The sequence below is a fragment of the Sphingomonas sp. ATCC 31555 genome, assembly GCF_000282895.1.
In the GTDB taxonomy this organism is placed as follows: domain Bacteria; phylum Pseudomonadota; class Alphaproteobacteria; order Sphingomonadales; family Sphingomonadaceae; genus Sphingomonas.
This window is the reverse complement of sequence record NZ_ALBQ01000027.1, coordinates 22,101-38,593: the sequence shown is the minus strand read 5'-3', so window position 1 is coordinate 38,593 and position 16,493 is coordinate 22,101. Positions and strand designations below refer to the sequence as shown.

The 16,493-nt window shown below is 65.2% G+C and carries 13 protein-coding genes and 2 tRNA genes; 6 read left to right on the top strand and 9 right to left on the bottom strand.

Annotated features, from left to right (window positions below; all coding sequences use genetic code 11):
* The first annotated feature begins 116 nt into the window (after window positions 1-116).
* A complete protein-coding gene (locus B215_RS0112890) occupies window positions 117-1,400 on the top strand; it encodes a tetratricopeptide repeat protein (protein ID WP_019370060.1) in 1,284 nt (427 codons plus the stop codon).
* A 93-nt stretch (window positions 1,401-1,493) separates the two neighbouring features.
* Here B215_RS0112890 and B215_RS0112885 read toward each other — a convergent pair whose 3' ends face one another.
* Window positions 1,494-1,961, bottom strand: coding sequence for an Lrp/AsnC family transcriptional regulator (locus B215_RS0112885; protein WP_019370059.1), 468 nt, complete (start codon window positions 1,959-1,961; stop codon window positions 1,494-1,496).
* 179 nt (window positions 1,962-2,140) lie between these two features.
* Here B215_RS0112885 and B215_RS0112880 point away from each other — a divergent pair, with 179 nt between their 5' ends.
* Window positions 2,141-3,724 carry a histidine kinase dimerization/phospho-acceptor domain-containing protein gene (locus B215_RS0112880; RefSeq protein WP_037513726.1) on the top strand — a complete coding sequence of 528 codons (1,584 nt, stop codon included), beginning with the start codon at window positions 2,141-2,143 and terminating at the stop codon, window positions 3,722-3,724.
* Window positions 3,725-3,853: 129 nt separating this feature from the next.
* Here the strand turns inward: B215_RS0112880 and B215_RS0112875 are convergent, their stop codons facing one another.
* Genes B215_RS0112875 through B215_RS0112860 form a run of 4 tightly spaced genes read right to left on the bottom strand, consistent with a single transcriptional unit; the run spans window position 3,854 to window position 8,827 of the window.
* A complete protein-coding gene (locus B215_RS0112875) occupies window positions 3,854-5,215 on the bottom strand; it encodes a cytochrome P450 (protein WP_019370057.1) in 1,362 nt (453 codons plus the stop codon).
* Between the two features lie 48 nt (window positions 5,216-5,263).
* Window positions 5,264-6,967 (bottom strand): Dyp-type peroxidase, encoded by a 1,704-nt coding sequence (locus B215_RS0112870; protein ID WP_019370056.1) that lies wholly within the window; start codon window positions 6,965-6,967, stop codon window positions 5,264-5,266.
* The gene (locus B215_RS0112865; protein WP_019370055.1) at window positions 6,964-7,968 is read right to left on the bottom strand and encodes a hypothetical protein; all 1,005 of its coding nucleotides are present in this window, start codon (window positions 7,966-7,968) and stop codon (window positions 6,964-6,966) included. The genes B215_RS0112870 and B215_RS0112865 overlap by 4 nt, the downstream gene beginning before the upstream one ends.
* Window positions 7,961-8,827: a hypothetical protein gene (locus B215_RS0112860; RefSeq protein WP_019370054.1), complete on the bottom strand. Its 867-nt coding sequence runs from the start codon at window positions 8,825-8,827 to the stop codon at window positions 7,961-7,963. The genes B215_RS0112865 and B215_RS0112860 overlap by 8 nt, the downstream gene beginning before the upstream one ends.
* A gap of 288 nt (window positions 8,828-9,115) precedes the next feature.
* Here B215_RS0112860 and B215_RS0112855 point away from each other — a divergent pair, with 288 nt between their 5' ends.
* From B215_RS0112855 to B215_RS0112840, 4 genes are all read left to right on the top strand, one after another.
* The gene (locus B215_RS0112855; protein WP_019370053.1) at window positions 9,116-10,747 is read left to right on the top strand and encodes a ferritin-like domain-containing protein; all 1,632 of its coding nucleotides are present in this window, start codon (window positions 9,116-9,118) and stop codon (window positions 10,745-10,747) included.
* Between the two features lie 76 nt (window positions 10,748-10,823).
* Complete coding sequence (locus B215_RS0112850) at window positions 10,824-11,441, top strand: hypothetical protein (RefSeq protein ID WP_019370052.1); 618 nt, start codon at window positions 10,824-10,826, stop codon at window positions 11,439-11,441.
* A gap of 7 nt (window positions 11,442-11,448) precedes the next feature.
* Window positions 11,449-12,327, top strand: coding sequence for an MNIO family bufferin maturase (gene bufB, locus B215_RS0112845; RefSeq protein WP_419724242.1), 879 nt, complete (start codon window positions 11,449-11,451; stop codon window positions 12,325-12,327).
* Window positions 12,324-13,118 carry an HvfC/BufC family peptide modification chaperone gene (locus B215_RS0112840; RefSeq protein ID WP_019370050.1) on the top strand — a complete coding sequence of 265 codons (795 nt, stop codon included), beginning with the start codon at window positions 12,324-12,326 and terminating at the stop codon, window positions 13,116-13,118. Before bufB ends, B215_RS0112840 begins: the two co-directional genes overlap by 4 nt.
* Window positions 13,119-13,188: 70 nt before the next feature.
* Here B215_RS0112840 and B215_RS0112835 read toward each other — a convergent pair.
* From B215_RS0112835 to B215_RS0112820, 4 genes are all read right to left on the bottom strand, one after another.
* Window positions 13,189-13,265 (bottom strand) — tRNA-Pro (locus tag B215_RS0112835).
* A 57-nt stretch (window positions 13,266-13,322) separates the two neighbouring features.
* Window positions 13,323-13,398: transfer RNA gene (locus tag B215_RS0112830), tRNA-Ile, on the bottom strand.
* Between the two features lie 84 nt (window positions 13,399-13,482).
* Window positions 13,483-14,985 (bottom strand): tryptophan halogenase family protein, encoded by a 1,503-nt coding sequence (locus B215_RS0112825; RefSeq protein WP_019370049.1) that lies wholly within the window; start codon window positions 14,983-14,985, stop codon window positions 13,483-13,485.
* The gene (locus B215_RS0112820) at window positions 14,982-16,478 is read right to left on the bottom strand and encodes a tryptophan halogenase family protein (protein ID WP_019370048.1); all 1,497 of its coding nucleotides are present in this window, start codon (window positions 16,476-16,478) and stop codon (window positions 14,982-14,984) included. Before B215_RS0112820 ends, B215_RS0112825 begins: the two co-directional genes overlap by 4 nt.
* Between the last annotated feature and the right edge of the window lie 15 nt (window positions 16,479-16,493).

The following is a 16,493-nucleotide window of genomic DNA, read 5'->3' as shown; positions in this document are numbered from 1 at the left end:
ATGGCCCTATTCAATCGTGGTTCAGCCTCTTTGCGCCACGGGCATCGTGCTTGAATGGGGATGAAGGCGCCTTTACAGGGACCGCAACGCCGCCTGGCCGACGAGGAGAGTTTCACATGAAGTTTGTTTCGAAGCTTGCGCTGACTGCGATGCTCGCGCTGGGTTCGACCGCGCTGGTGACGACGCCCGCGCTGGCCCAGAAGGATAAGAAGGGCGCCGCGAAGGAAGACCCGAACGCGCTCAAGGTGGGCGATGCCTTCCGCAAGGCGGCCCAGCCCGCGATGGAAGCGGTACAGGCCAAGAACTGGGCTGCCGCCGGTCCTGCGCTCGATGCGCTGGATCAGGTCGCCCAGAACGACGACGAGAAATACTATGCCGCCTATCTGCGCTCGCGCATGCAGGCCGGCCAGAACGACATGCCCGGCCTGATGAAGACGCTGCCGGTCCTGATCGCCAACCCCCGCACGCCGCCGACCGAACTCGCCGCCTATAAGCGCCAATATTATTACATGGCCGGCGATCAGGCGATGAAGGACAAGAAGTATCCGGAGGCGATCGACGCGCTGCTCAAGGCGCGCGAAGCCGGCAATAACGAGTTCGATCTCTCGCTCGCGCTGGCGAACGCCTATGCGGCAACCAACCGCCCGACCGAATCGGTCGCCGAAGTGGATCGCGCGATCAAGGCAGTGAAGGCCACCGGCCAGAAGCCGCCCGTCGCCTGGTACCAGTTCGCCATTCCCCGCGTCTATGCCACCGGCAATCGCGCAGAAACGGCCAAGTGGCTGCAGCAGATGATCCAGGAATATCCGACGGCGAAGAACTGGCGTTGGGGCGTGATGATGCTCCGCGGCAGCGCCGATCAGGCTGGTACCCGCCTGACGAATGCGCAGCGCATTGACCTGTTCCGCCTGCTGCGTGCCACCAAGGTGCTGGCCGACCAGAGCGACTATGTCGAATATGCCGAATCGGTGAATTCGGCCGGTCTGCCATGGGAGGCAGTTGCCGTGATCGATGAAGGTCGCAGCAACGGCAAGGTTCCGGCCGGCAATGCGGACGCTACGCGCATCCACACCTCCGCGCAGGCGAAGGTGAAGGCCGAAGGTTCGCTCGCGCCGCTCGTCAAACAGTCCCAGGCTGCGGCGAACGGCAAGACGGCAGCGCAGACCGCCGACGCCTATCTGGCATCCGGCGACTTCGCCAAGGCCGTCGAGCTGTATGATCTGGCGCTGCAGAAGGGTGGCGTTCTTGCCGATGACGTGAACCTGCACAAGGGCGTGGCGCTCTACAATCTTGGCCGCAAGGACGAAGCCCGCACCACGTTCGGCCAGGTGAAGGGCGCTCCCGCCATCGACCTCGCCACGCTGTGGACGGTTGCGCTGGACCTGCCGGCGCTTTCCTGATCGGCACCGCGCGTTCCGAACGCCAATAGAAAAGGGGCGGTCCGCAAGGACCGCCCCTTTTCACATGCTCTCAGGCGGGCGTGGGGGCACCGATCAAAGCTGTGGAACGGGTACGCCCGGCAGCGCCTTCGCCGTGCGGATCGTGAGCGAGGTTTTGACATGCTCCACGTTCGGTGCGGTGGTGAGACGCGTCGTCAGGATCGTCTGGAAGCTCTGCAGATCCGGAGCGACGATCTTCAGGATGAAGTCGATCTCGCCGTTCAGCATATGGCATTCGCGCACTTCCGGAATTTGCGCGACAAGCTGCTCGAACGCGCGCAAATCGCTTTCGGCCTGGCTTTTCAGGCTTACCATGGCAAAGACGGTTAGGTTATAGCCCAGCGCGCTAGGGTCGAGCGCAGCATGATAGCCCTTGATCGCGCCTTCCTGTTCTAGCGCGCGCACGCGCCGCAGGCATGGCGGTGCCGTCAGGCCGACCCGTTCGGCAAGCTCGACATTGGTCATGCGGCCATTTTCCTGAAGTAGTCCCAGGATACGGACGTCGATCTCGTCGAATCGCATTGTGTTCTGTGGCTCCTGTAGGGCTTCGTTTCTTATCGCGCGTTGTTAGCACAATAAAATTACACGGCAACGCAATTGTCCCACATTGCGACGTACCGAAATGGACTGTTTCCAGCCTCCATCGCCCACCGCTATGGAGGTGCTGCAAAGCAAAAATTTGCGATGCGGGGGAAAGGGCGGTGGCGTTGCGCTTTGATGATTCGCTGGAAACGGTGCTTGCCGGAGACGTGGAGTCGCCGTCCGGTGCGCCATCGGCATGGCGGCAGATCGTCGATCTGATTGGGCGCGGGCGCGCAGCGCCTGATCCGCGGGCGTTCCGTCTCCTCGAAACCATCCGGGGGCGCGTACCGCTTGCAGCGCGCGAAGCGAGCGTGCGGGCGCTGGAGTTTGCCCGGCCGCCAGCGTCGCTGGTGCGGCTGCTCGCAGTCGATGTCCTGCCGGTCGCACGGCCCGTCCTGCGCACCGCGCAGATCGACGATGCAGAATGGATCGCGCTGCTCCCGCAGCTCTCTGCCGAGGGGCGTCATGTCTTGCGGCATCGCCGCGATCTTTCGCCCGCGGTTGTGGGGGCGCTGGCGGCGTTCGGCGCGGATTTCACGCTGGCGGACCAGCGGACGGCTCCGGAGGTAGCGCCCGTCGCCCCGCCACCGGGCCTGTTCGCTGTGGCCGACATCGTTGCGCGGATCGACGCCCATCGCCGCGAACGGGCGGATCGATCGATCCCGGCCGCACCGCCGGTACCACAGGCAAGCGATTTCCGCTTCGAAACCGATGTCGCCGGCGTCATCCGCTGGGTCGAAGGCGTGGATCGTGCGCCGGTGATCGGGCTCTCCTTTGATCTGCAGGGCGTGCACCGGGGCAGCCGGTTGGACGGGGTGGCGGCAGGGGCATTCCGACGTCGGGCCGCTTTCACCAACGCGCGCATGACAATCGCCGGCGATTCGAGCGCGGCTGGAGACTGGCTGATCTCTGCCATCCCCACTTTCGATCCTTTGGGCGGCCGGTTCTGCGGCTATCGGGGCACGGCGCGGCGCCCCCGGGTGGACGAACGTGCCGAGCCGCTGCGGCAATCGCCCGTGGAGGCGGATCTGCTCCGCCAGCTGGTGCATGAGCTGCGCACCCCTACCAACGCGATCGCGGGCTTCGCCGAAATGATCGAGGCGCAGATGCTGGGCCCGGTGCCGGCCGCGTACCGCGAGCGCGCCGCGTTCATTCGCGGCCAGGTGCGCGAGTTGCTCGGTGCGATCGACGATCTGGACCTCGCCGCGCGGATCGAAAGCGCTGCGCTGGCGCTGGCGCCGGGCACGGTTGCGCTGCGCAGCCTGTTGTCGGGCATTGCCGCCGATCTCGCCGAATTGCTGGCGCTGCGCGGTTCGGCGCTGATCCTGCCGGAGGACGATGCCCTGATCTCGGGCGATGCCCGCGCAGTCGAGCGGCTGCTCGCGCGTCTGCTGGCCACGTTGGTGTCGGCAAGCGCGCGCGGCGAGCGCCTCGCCTTGCGCCTCGAGCGGGAAAAGAGCGGGTTTGCGACGATCCGGATCGACCGGCCTGCCGCCCTTGGCGACTATCCGGGCGATGCGATGCTGGCGATTGACGATGAAGGCACCGAGGATCTGACGCTGCTGGGGGCCGGCTTCGCGCTGCGTCTTGCTCGGAACCTTGCGCGCGAGCTCGGCGGCAGCCTCAGCATCGCGAGCGACAGCCTGTCCTTGCAGCTGCCGCTCGCTGAGGCGGCGGCGGGCGGGCATGTCCAGCGGAGCTGAGCGCCGTTCGCCGGCAGAGCATTTTCGAGTTGACGGTTTACGGTCAGCCCATCGGGGCATGCAGCAACCAGAATATGGGGCGTTTTCGCCCATGGTGAAAATGCTATGGTGGGGCGCGCGCAGCGACGGTCAGCTATCGAATTCGAGATGGAGATGCTGCGGGAAGGGCGTGCCGGCCTGATCGATCCGCCCGCGCACGCCTGCTGCGCGGCGCAGATTGGGTTGGGCGAGCAGCGGCTTGAGCAGGGCAGGCAGCACCGCGCGGTTGATGTGCCCGCCGAAGCAGCTGTGCATGCCATGGCCCCACAGCATGTAGCTTTCCCAGGGGCGATCGACGCGGAAGCTGGCGGCATCGGGGATCGCCAGCGGATCGAACATCGCCGAGAGGTTCGATGCCATTACGATGCTGTCCTTGGCGATCCGGCGGCGGCGCAGCTTGCCGCTCGCGATCGCGGTATCGTGCATCGCCCGGCGATAGATGACCGGATTGAGCGGGCGGAAGCGCAGCGCCTCGAAGATATGCGCCGAAAGCGTCGCGTCGTCGCCGTCACGGGCAGCGGCGCAGGCGGCGGCGAAGGGGCCGGGGCGATCGAGCAGTTCGTCGAGCGCGAGGTTTGCGGCGGCGGAAAGCGTCGGCAGCTCGCCGATCATCAGGCCGATCAGGTTATTGCGGATATCGAGGTCGCGCATGCCCGGCATCGCTGCGTCGCCCATTGCGAGGCAGCGGCCTAGCACATCGTCGCGGTGCGGCTGGCTGCGTCGCTCGGCGATATGTCCGTCCATCCAGCTGCGCAGCGCCGCCGCCGCTGCCTCGGCCCGTGCATCGAGCGCGGGATCGGCCTGAAGATCGATGAACAGGTACCAGAAGAGCAGCGTTGTCCACTCTGCGATCGCGGCCTCGGAGGGGCCGGGTGTGCCGAAGTAGCGATCGAGCAGCCCCGCCGCGACCGGCTGGGTCAGCGCCTTGGGCACGTCGATGACGCCGGGGACCATCGCGACGATCTCGGCCGCGGCATTCGCCACATAGGGGGTGACGATCGACGGCACGTCGTCGCGGCGCACCACCAGCCGCATGTTCGAGGTGTCGCGTGTGTAACGGGGGCTATCCTGCATGCCGAGGAAGAAGTTTTCGCCGGCGGTGATCTTTTCCATGCGTGGGGCATAGACGACGCCGAAATCCGCATCGCGACCGAGGATATCGACCACGTCCGCGCGGCGGGTGGCGATCGCGGTGATGCCGTTGTTGGGATAGGCCGCGATGATCCGCCGCTTCAGGACCAGATTGGGCTGGAACAGCCGGAGTAGCGCGAACACCTGCCGCTGTCCGGCCGGGCTGGCGATCGCCGCGCCCAGGCGGCTGCCGATCGTCCCTCCGCGCCCGAACAGCGCGCCGATCCCGCGCGCGATCAGCCAGAGCAGCGCCGCCACGCCCTGGAAGAGGAGCATCAGGCGGCGCCAGAGCGCGCTGGGCAAGTTGAACAGCCAATGCACCTGGACGTCTCCTCTGCAAGCGGGTGGCGATCGGGTTCGGGCGGGCGCTCAGGTGGGATCGATGATACCCATGCCGATCATCCGCAGCGCGGTCATGCTGGGCAGGAAGAAGTAATCGCCGCCGCGCGGCTCGACGAGCTGGGGGAGGCGATCGCAGATGAACGGCAGCTTCCCGGCATCGGCCTCCACCGGGATGACCAGCTTGGGATCGTCCGCGGTCGCATGGTTGCCGATCACCGGGCAGGTATCGCTGCCGGCGTTGAAATCGAGCCCATATTGCATCCATTGCTGCTGCACGAACTCGAACTGGCGGAACAGGCTGGTGCAGATCGCCATGAAGATGATGCCATGGTCGCCGTCGTCCGTGGGCGCGTGCGGGTCATACTGGCCATAGGGCAGCCCGCGGCGCAGGATACGCCGCCGGTTGATGATCGCGGAACCGTCGCGCGACATGCCGTTCGCGTCGAACGTCGGCCCCAGCGTGTCGCGCGGGTTGGCGCGCCGGAGGTGCGAGGTCACCGGACATTTCGATCCCACCGGATCCGAAGCATAGATGAAGTTGGTGAATTTGAGCGCGATCTCGGCGAGCTTGGCCTTGTCCTTTGCCGCGCGTGCCCGTTCGAGTTCGGCCCGGAACTGCTGCCAGGCAGGGTAGGTGGGGGCGATCATCAGCGGCACGCCGTCTTCCCAGCGGCCGACCATCTTGGCCTTGATCGTCTCCACCGCCTCGATGTGCGGCACGGCGCGTACCCGGGCATAGCGCGCGGCCTGATCGTCGATATAGCCGTGGAAGGTGCCGACCGCCTCGTGCAGCTTGCGATAGGCCATGAAGGTGCCGTTGCGGCTGAACTCGATCGGCATCGCCGCGCCCGGAATTTCCTGCGCCTCGTCGGGATAGCCGAGCAGGAACTCGCCGGTCGCCAGCGGTTGCCAGCTGCCATCCGCCATCAGCTTGCCGCCGCCCGCCACGCGCACCCGTTCCGCCTCGCCCGAGAACTGGCCCGAGAAGACCGGATCGCCAAAGCCGTCCGAAAGGCCGAAATGTTCCTTGTTGGTGGGCCAGCATCGATCCCCGTCGGTGCGCATCACCGCCGACAGATCCTGCCATCGCGCATTGTTCGGCCCGACGCCGTCGAGCAGCACCACGCCCCCTTCCGATTGATCGCACAGCGCGATGAGCGCGTCGGTTTCATGGCCCAGCTCGTCGCAGGCGCTGCCGTCCGGCTTCTGCTGGGCATAGAGCGTCAGAAGGATGTGCACGCGCTTCTCGCCGCGCGAATCCCGCCACACCGCGTCGCGCTTGTCGAGGAACGGGTCGTCGCCGAGCAGCGCGGCGCGCGCCTCCATGCCGTCGATGAACTCGTCGGGCATGCCGCGCAGGGTGCGGGTCGGCACGCCGAGCGCGAGCAGTCCGAAAAAGGTGAAGCCGATGTTGAGCGTCACCTTCGGCTTCATCAGCTGCACGCGGCCGGGATAGTCGGGCACGCCCTCGGCCCGCACGATGTCCTTCACCCGGGGATTGCGCGTCCGCAGCAGCGGCTCTTCCCGCTCCGGATCCTTCCAGCGCGCGGCGGTGGTGATCCTCGGGCGCAACGCCTCGACAAAGGCGCGGCCCTTTCGCGCGTCGCGCACGGTCAGGTAGAAATTGCGCCCTTTGGGAAATCCGTCGCCATAGGTGCGCAGGATGCCGCCCTGGATATCGGCAAGGTCGAGCAGCGTCGCCGCGGGAGCGGTATTGGTGGCGTTGGTCATGCCGCGTCTCCCGGCAGCTTGCTGCGGATCACCCCCGCCGGTTGAGTCGGTCCGTCCAGATCGCCGGGCCGGTTGGCGGTCAGGAAGGCGCGGAACGCGGCGCCCCATTCGGCAGGGTCGCGGTGCTGCTGCGCGATGGCGAAGCGCGTGAAGGCCTGTTGCAGGTACAGCGCCTTGAGCACGTTGCGCAGGTCGCTGCCCGGTGCGGCAGGGTAGGGCTGTCGCCCCTTCCAGAGCACCCAGTAATAATCGACCACCAGCCCGAGCACGAGCAGCGCGAGCCCCGCCCAGGGCATCCAGGCCCAGCCGCTCCAGCCGGCAAAGCCCGCCGCCCAGGCCCAGCCGGTCCACCGCAGGATCCACGCCGCCAGCGATGCCAGCAGCATCAGCGCGCCGGCGCCCGGCAGCAGCGCCAGCCCCAGAATCGAAATCGAGCTGAGCTTGGGCGGCACATACCAGTAATCGTGGAACGGCATCGTCGTTTCGATCTGGCAGCGCTGGATATAGCTCGCGAAGCTCGCCGCATCGGTCACCGTGTCGAAATCGTAGCAATATTGGAAGATCGAGCGGAGCTCGGGTTCCATCTGGCCCCATAGTTCCTCGAGATAGCGGCGCGGTTCGCCGGCGCCGCTGGGATCGAGCAGGTCGAAGTCGATCGTCCAGAAGATATAGGGGCAGGTAATCTGATCGACCGGCTGGGGCTCGAGCAGGTTGGTTCCCCGAATCGCGTTGACCAAGGCATCGCTGTGGTCGCGGCCGTTGAAATAGGGCTGGTCGAGGATCACGAACCGCGTGAAATGCGTCCTGAGGTTGCGGGAGAAGGGGCTGTTGAGCCCGATCTCTTCGGTCGCATGCGATTGCAGCGCGGTCGGCAGCGTCTCCAGCACTTCGCGCACGACATGGATCGGCGAGCTCTTGATGCCGTCATGCTCGACAATGCCTTCGTTGCACACCGGCACCGCGGCCGTGAAGAAATAGCTGCTGACGTCGATATTAGCCATCGGACCGCTCCCCTTCCTTGTCCGCTGATGCGTCGGCGGTAGGGGGCGGCTCGGTTCCCGGCGTGCCCGGCGTCGGCGCGCGCAGCACGGCGGCAACCTTGGTGCGCACCGACTCGCGCGCATCCTCGTCCGCATTTGCGCTGGAGGCGATCACCGTTTCGGTGGCGATCGGGTGCAGGGCGCGATCCGCGGCGATGGGGCCGGTGCCGTCCCGGCCCCAATGCCCCAATTCGGCGGCGGCACGGTTCCGATCGGCGGCGGCGGTGTCGCAGCTTGCCACCGGCGCATAACCCGGCGCGCCCAATCCGCCCTGGTTGGCGATCAGCAGCCGTTCGAACGCCGAAGCCAGTTCAGCGTCGCTGAGCGTGCCCGCCTTCGCTGCGATCGCGGCGAGCCCGTGCGACAGCTTCAGCGCCAGCTTGATGTCGCGCTGCCCGCTCCCCGGGGTCGCGTTGTAATAATAGTTGGTGTCGATCTGATTGGCGCGAATATAGTTTTTGAACGGCGTGATCGGAATCGAGTTCGGGTATTTCGTGCTCGAATACCAGAATAGATCGAGCCCGCCCGGAATGCCGTCGGCGAAGGCATCGATATACTGGTCCCAGGTGCCGTTGAAGTTGCTGCAGAACAGCATGTAGTCGTTGGACAGATCGGAGGGGGGCTGGCCCAGCTGCGGCCATTGATCGCGGCGGATGATCACCCAGCGCGCGAAATGAATGAAGCCGAGGCCGAGCAGTCCCGACAGCGTGGCCGGAAGCGATCGGGAGAGCATGAACAATAGATTGTTGATCCAGGTAACCCATGGCCGCATCGGCGTGACGACGTTCATGCCATAGGCTTTTCCGGCCAGATTGCTCATTCACCCATCCCCCACAGGAATAGCGCACGACGCCGTTGATCCGACGATTCTGGAACGAATAACGCAGCGATTTGCAATATTGACGGTGTAGGCGTACCGGTTGTTGGCTCGGCTTGCAACGGAGTACATCACAAAAGTAACCATTTGTGATGTAACTTGCCAATAAACCGAGATTCCTGATTGTAGGATGCAAAACTCGATAATAAGATAGGGCGAAAAGGAGGGCGTGATCCTAGTAACCTTTGCCGGGTTCATGTCTACGCAGATCTGAGGGGGATTGCATTGGATATGGCCGATCCGATCACGCCGCTTACGCCCGCAGAGCAGGCCTTCGTCGCCACGATCAACGCGACATGGAATCGGGATCAGGTGCTTGCGCGCCTGAAGGTGGATCTACAGACTGCGATCGAAATCGAGCTCGCAACGATTCCGATCTATCTTTATACCTATTACTCGCTTGTTCGGAACAACGAGAGCGGCGAAACGATCAGCGACGCGCAGCTCTATGCCAACAAGGCGGGCGGCATCATCATGAGTGTGGCGGTGGAGGAAATGCTCCACATGTCGCTGTCGTCGAACGTCCTTTGGTCGATGGGCGTGATGCCGCAGCTTTATGGCAAGGCGCCCGCTGCTTACCCGACCGGGCTCCCCTATCATAACCCGACAGGGCCGGCGGGCCCGGACGGCAAGACGGCCGTGCAGATTCCGCTCGGCAAGCTCAGCTTCGAGCAGCTGTGGCACTTTCTGCAGATCGAATATCCCGAACAGTGGAACGCGCCGCCGCAGGACAGCGATTGGGATACGATCGGCCAATTCTATTCGTACATACGCTGCCTGTTGAGCACGCGGTTCCTTGCCGATTCCGATTTTCAGCAGGGATCGATCGGCAACGCGATCCAGCCGGACAACTACTCGCCGAACAATGTCGATACGCTGTACCCGTCCGGCGGTTTCGATCCGTGGAAACCGGCACCGCCGGCAACCGTTTCCTGGACCGATCCGGTGCAGGGCGCCGCGGCGGCGGCCGTTTTCCCGAATGTGGAGGACAGCCATGTCGGCCCGGCGCAGCTGATCGCCGTCCGATCCATCCAGGATGCCGCAACTGCGATCGACACGATCTGCGATCAGGGGGAAGGCGTGCCGATCCCCGATATCGGGCCCGGCCCCGACGACGATCCATCGAAGGGCGAGGAATCGCACTATGCAAAGTTCCTTACGCTCCAGGCGCAGTTCGCAGACTATGCCGGTACCAGCGAGGTACGCCCGGCCCAGCCCCCGCCACCGGTGGACGTGATCCAGCCCGCGGTCACCGCGCAGGCGCTGCTCGATGCGGGCGTGCTGGTGGACATGCCGGACAGTCCTGTAGCGGCGAATTACCCCGAATATTATGTCGACATCGCCAATTTCTGCAGCGCCTGCTTTCAGTACATGCTGGTGATGACCGAAACGATCTACCTGGTGCCGCCCGCTCAGCAGAAGCTGTTCTTCAACGAAGGCTTGCATCGTTCGATGATCTGGGTGCTCGACAAATATATCCGCACGATCCGACAGATCCCGATCCCGAGCGGCGCATATGCCGGTTCGATGATGGGGCCCGTGTTCGAGAATGTCTCGCTTGGTGATCGGGCGGTATCGTTCCAGGGTCTGACCGCCTTCGGCAACAAGGCGATCGCCGCCGCCAATACCCTGATCGCGCAGCTCGATGGCAGCGCGGTGGTCGATCACGTCCAGGCGCTGTTTACGTCCGGACGTGCCAACGCCCAGGCGGTGAAGGTGGACAAGGGCGATACCGGCCTGGTCGAGGTGCTGCAGAACGTCATCTACTATGTCGGCGTGGCGATCTCCAAGACCGGCACCAACAACGCCCCGATGCACCTGCCCGATGTGGGCCCCTATTGGACTGCAGCCCAGCAACGCTGATCGTCATGCGAGAGGAACGTTCATGGCATCCTGATCTACGCCGACCCCATCGCCCGCGCCCGCTCCCGGTGTTCCCGTGCCGACGCCCTATCCCTATGCCGACGAGCCAGCCTTTCCGGGCTTCAGCGTGATCGGTCCGCAGCCGGAGGGGATGCCGCTGCACGCATGCATGGGGCTGAACGCCTGTGCGGGATCGGATCGTTTCGGGCTGCTCGGCCCCCCGGGGGGCACGCCCAATGCCTGTGCGGGGCAGGGCTATTGCTCGACGGGAACCGATCACACCTGCCATGTGCAGAACGAGTGTAAGGGGCAGGGCGGCTGCGGCCTGTACGGCACTGGCGAGGAAATGAACAATCCCGGCGCCAATGCCTGCCGATCGCAAGGATCGTGCGCCACGCCGATCAACGCCGAACGCTTCAGCACCAACGGCCCCAACCAGGGGCAGAGCGTGTGGCTGCGCGCGCGTGCCGTGTTCGAAGCGAACTGGGAAGCGACGCGGGCGGAGCTGCTCGCGGCGCAGAACGTGCAGAAAATCGGGCCGCAGCAGCCGCTGCCGGCGGCACTGGGATCGCCACCGGCTGCCTTTGCGGGCACCGGGCCCAGCTATCTGTGGATTTCCGAGGACAACAACGCCCGGGACAACATGACGGCCTGTGGGTCGAGCGGGATGAGCGGCGCTGGTGGCTGCAGCTGACGGCGCACTGGCGGCGCTGCCGCGGCTGGGGCTCGGGCTGGGGCTTCGTAGCGTTCATTTCGACGCGATCCTTTCGGGCGCGACTCGGGACCTGTGGTTCGAGGCGATCTCCGAAAACTTCATGAATTCGGGGGGGCGACCCCGCGCCGTCCTCGACGCGGTCGCGGAGCGCTATCCGGTGGTCCTGCACGGCGTCTCGCTGTCGATCGGGAGCACCGATCCGCTGAACCGCGCCTATCTCGCCTCGCTCAAGCGGCTCGCCGATGCGGTTCGCCCGGCCTGGATCAGCGATCATCTGTGCTGGACGGGGGTGAACGGGTACAACACGCACGATCTGCTGCCGATGCCGCTGACCGAGGAGAGCTTGGCGCATGTGATCGTTCGGGTCCGGCAGGTCCAGGATCAGCTGGAGCGTCCGCTCATCCTCGAAAATCCCAGCGCTTATGTGCGTTTCGCCCAATCGACGATCGACGAGCCCGCGTTCCTGCGTGCGCTGGCGCACGAAACGGGATGCGGGCTGCTGCTCGACGTCAACAATGTCTATGTCAGCTGCTTCAACGCCGGCACCGATCCGCGTGCCTATCTCGACGCCTTCCCGTTCGATCGTGTCGTCCAGATGCATCTCGCCGGGCATCAGGATCTCGGCACGCATGTGATCGACACGCACGATCGCCCGGTGCGCGCCGAAGTCTGGGATCTGTTCCGTATCGCCTGGGCGCGGAGCGGCGGTGCGGCCACCTTGCTGGAATGGGACGATCACATTCCGGCGTTCGATGATTGCCTCGTCGAGTTGCACAAGGCCGAACGCTACATGGCGGGCGTTTCGGACCCGGTGGATTTGGCGGTGCCGCTGGCGATGCCGAACAGGATGGAGGATGCGGCGTGACGGCGCTGGCGGCGGCGCAGCGGCGGATGCATGCGGCGCTGATCGATCCCCAGGCCGATCCGGCCGCGGCGCAGGCGTTGTTCGCCAGCGACGGTCGGCTCGGCGCCGCCGACGGTCTGGCCGTATACCAGCGCGGCTATGTCCAGCGGATGATCGCCTGCATGCGCGAGCAGTTCCCGGCGCTGTGCCACGCGCTCGGGCAGCCGCTGTTTGACGATTTCGTTGTCGATTATCTAAGCTACTCCCCCCCCAATCAACCCACCCTCCACAATTTCGGCCGCCGCTTCGCTGGCTGGATGGAGGCCAGCAGGCCTGATGGCAGTGCGCGCGAGGCCTGGATCGATTTCATGATCGATCTCGCCGGCTTCGAATATGCTGTGTTCCAGATGTTCGATGCCCAGGGACAGGAGGGTCGCCCGGCAGCGACCGCAGACGCGCCCGACTGCGCCTTGCGCCTGCAGCCGGCTTTTTCGCTGGGCCGCTATGGCTTTCCGGTCGCCGGCTATTTCCACGCCGTGCGGCGCGGAGAGGCGCCGCGGCTGCCACTGCCCCGGCGCTCTCACCTCGCGTTGGTGCGCAGCGGCTATGTGACGCGCACCATACTGTTAAGCGTTCCACAATTTGATTTTTTGGCGACGATGTTGGCGGGAAACGATGCAGCTGCGGCGCTGGCTGCCGTTGCCGCCAGCCATGGCTTCGATGCGGGCGCGGCGGAGACGATGTGGCACGGCCCGAACGGCTGCCGTGCGCGGTGGATCGAGTGGGGCTTCTTCGTTGCCGACCCAGCATGATCTCCGCGCTGCCGAAATTGGACGACACTTGCGTCCAAGACGTCTGGCGCGTGGCAGGCAAGGAAAGAAGTGGTCGGGGAGACAGGATTCGAACCTGCGACCCTCTGGTCCCAAACCAGATGCGCTACCAGGCTGCGCTACTCCCCGACGTACGTGCCGCCTAGGGCTTTGTTGCGCCGTGCACAACCCCGGAAGCAAACATGCTGGTGGGCCCGGCAGGATTCGAACCCGCGACCTAGCCGTTATGAGCGGCCAGCTCTAACCGCTGAGCTACAGGCCCCCAGCAGGATCGCCCCTAGCGGAGCTTGGTGCCCGCCTGCAAGCGTGCGCGGCACTCCGGTTGCTGAAGCGGTGTGCTTCCTTCTCAGCACGCGTGCAAATATTGGGCTATGGTGGAGGCGTGCGGGGGCAGGGCGGCTGCCGCGCCGGCGATGGTTTTGCGCATCGCCGCCAGGATTTTGGACCTAAGCTCGGGCGTCATGCTGTTCGCAAGCGAGTCATGCCCCCGAGGTATCACGCCTTGCCCGAGCAGAACCGCCAGCCAGCTTGCGTCCATGAACAGGTCTCCCTCGCGACCCAGCAGCCGGCCGGTGCGAGCGAACAGCGCCACCTTCTCGATCAGAGTCTCCGGCACGGTGATGGCGCGGCAGTGGCGCCAGAATGACGTGTCATCGCGCTCGGTGGCGGTATAGTGGAGGATCAGGAAGTCGCGGATCGCATCCCATTCCCGCGTCACCCGCCGATTATATTCGGCGCGCACCACCGGATCAAACTGCTGGTCGGGAAACCAGCTGAGCAACGCGGTGATCGCGCTCTGGATCAGGTGGAGGCTTGTCGACTCCAGCGGCTCCAGAAAGCCTGATGCTAGTCCGATCGCGACGACGTTGGCTGCCCAGGGCGTGGTTCGCCGGCCGGTGGTGAAGCGCAGGTGGCGGAGCTCTCCGACCGTTGGCGCGTCGAGATTGGCCAGCAGCAGCGCTTCGGCCTCGGCCTCGCTGCAGAAGCTGCTACAGAAGACATGGCCATTGCCGGTGCGGTGCTGCAGTGGGATGCGCCATTGCCAGCCAGCGCCACGTGCGGTGGCGCGGGTGAAGGGCGTCGGCGGCGCGACGGCAGCGGTGGGGACCGCGATCGCGCGATCGCAGGGCAGCCAGTGCGACCAATCCTGATAGGGTACGCTCAGCGCGTCGCCGATCAGCAGTGCGCGGAAGCCGGTGCAGTCGAGGAACAGATCGCCCGAGATGGTGCGACCGTCTTCCAGCGTGAGCGTGCGGACGAAGCCGGTTTCCGGATCCTGCTCCACGTCGCCGATCCGGCCTTCATGGCGCACCACGCCGCGGCTTTCGGAAAGCTGGCGAAGAAAGGCGGCGTAGCGCCCGGCATCGAAATGATAAGCATAGCCATAGGTGGCGAATACCGAGCGAGCGTCGCCCTGGGGCAGGCCAAATCGACCGTTCATTGCCGCCAGGGTGGACAGCGAATAGGCTCCCAAAGGTGTCGTATCGCCTTCCGCGCGCGCGGCGAGCCAGTGCTGGTGGAAGGGCACCATCCCGAAATCGTCGCCATAGCGGCCAAAGGGATGAAAATAGCCTTCGCCCCTTCGCCACCAATCCACAAACTCGATTCCCAGCTTGAACGTGCCGCCGGTCGCCTTAACAAAGGCGGCCTCGTCGACACCGATCATCTGATTGAAGCCGTGGATCGGCGGGATGGTCGCTTCGCCGACGCCGACCGTACCAATGGCTTCGGATTCGACCAGAGTAATGGCAATGCCAGTGCCGGCCAGCGCCTGAGACAGCGCGGCAGCCGCCATCCAGCCAGCACTGCCGCCCCCGGCGATAACGATGCGGCGAAGTGGTACGTTCATGCTGCTTGTGCGTGGCAGGTGCGGCGTACGAAATGGTCGTGCTGCGGCAGTCTTGCTGCGGCTGCTTGCAGCGTGTCGCGGCGCGCGGCGACGAGCGCGGCCATGGACTCGAGCGACATCCTATCGGCAGCCGGATCGTGGCCCTGCGGTATTCGGCCCTGGCCTAGCAGTATCGCCGCCCAACTCGGCTCCGCGTGCGATTCAAGGTCGTACATGGGTACTCGTCCCATCGCATCCCAAAGCGCGAGCTTGTGGGTAAGAGTGTCCGGCAAGGCCATGTTGGCGCTGTCGCGCCAGAAGGGCTCGGGCCTCTGGCTAATGCAGTAGTGGGCGATCAGGAAATCCCGGATTCGCTCATACTCCGCGATGGTCTCGCGGTTGTACTCCGTCCGGATCGGAGGCGCGACGCGGCCGTGCGGCAACAGTTCGGCGAGGCGGGCCAGCCCTGTCTGGACCAGTTGCAGGCTAGTGGATTCCAGCGGCTCCATGAAGCCTGCAGCGAGGCCGATAGCAATCACGTTGTGGGCCCAGAACTGCTCGCGGCGGCCGGTCGTGAAGCGCAGCAGGCGCGGCTCGCCGATCGCGTCGCCGTCGAGGTTGCTGGTAAGGATATGCGCCGCTTCGTCATCGGAAAGGTAGCGGCTGCTATAGACTAGGCCATTGCCCGTGCGGTGCTGGAGCGGGATGCGCCATTGCCAGCCAGCGGTAAGCGCAGTTGATCGGGTGAAAGGCGTGAAGCGGCCGGCCCGGGCAGACCCCTGTGCGATCGCACGATTCGCCGGCAGCCAGCCGGACCAGTCGACGAGTGCCACTCCGAGTTCCGCGCCTAGAAGTCTGCTCGCAAAACCGGTACAATCGATGAAGATATCGCCGTCCAGCCGGCGATCACCGTCGAGCCGAAGGGCAGCGACGTCGCCGCTATGCGGATCGCGCTCCACATCGACGATGCGGCCTTCCATATGCGCCACGCCGCGCGACTGCGCATAGCTACGCAGCAGGCAGGCATAGAGGCCCGCATCGAAATGATAGGCGTAGCGATATTCAGCGGCTTCTCCACGCGACGCCTCGGGCGGCGCAAAGCGATCCTGCCGAGCGAGGATCGCGGGCATCGACCAAGCGTCGATCGGATCTTGTTCCCGTCCGGCGGTGCGCAGGCGGTGCCAATGATGGTGGGGGGCGGTGCCCTCGATCGGCGCGCCGAAGTCCCCGAAGCCGTGGAAGTGGCGGTTGCCGAGGTGACCCCAGTCGACGAATTCGATGCCCAGCTTGAAGCTGCCTTGGGTAGCGGCGACGAACTCTGGTTCGTGCACACCGAGCAGGCGGTTGAAGTCTTGAAGGATCGGCACGGTCGCCTCGCCGACCCCGATCGTTCCGATCGCATCCGATTCGACCAGCGTGATGCGGGTAAGCGGTGCTGGGCGTAACCGCGCGAACAATGCAGCGGCCATCCACCCGGCGCTGCCGCCGCCTGCAATGATGATGTGCTGCGGCATTGCGCGAGCGTTCCC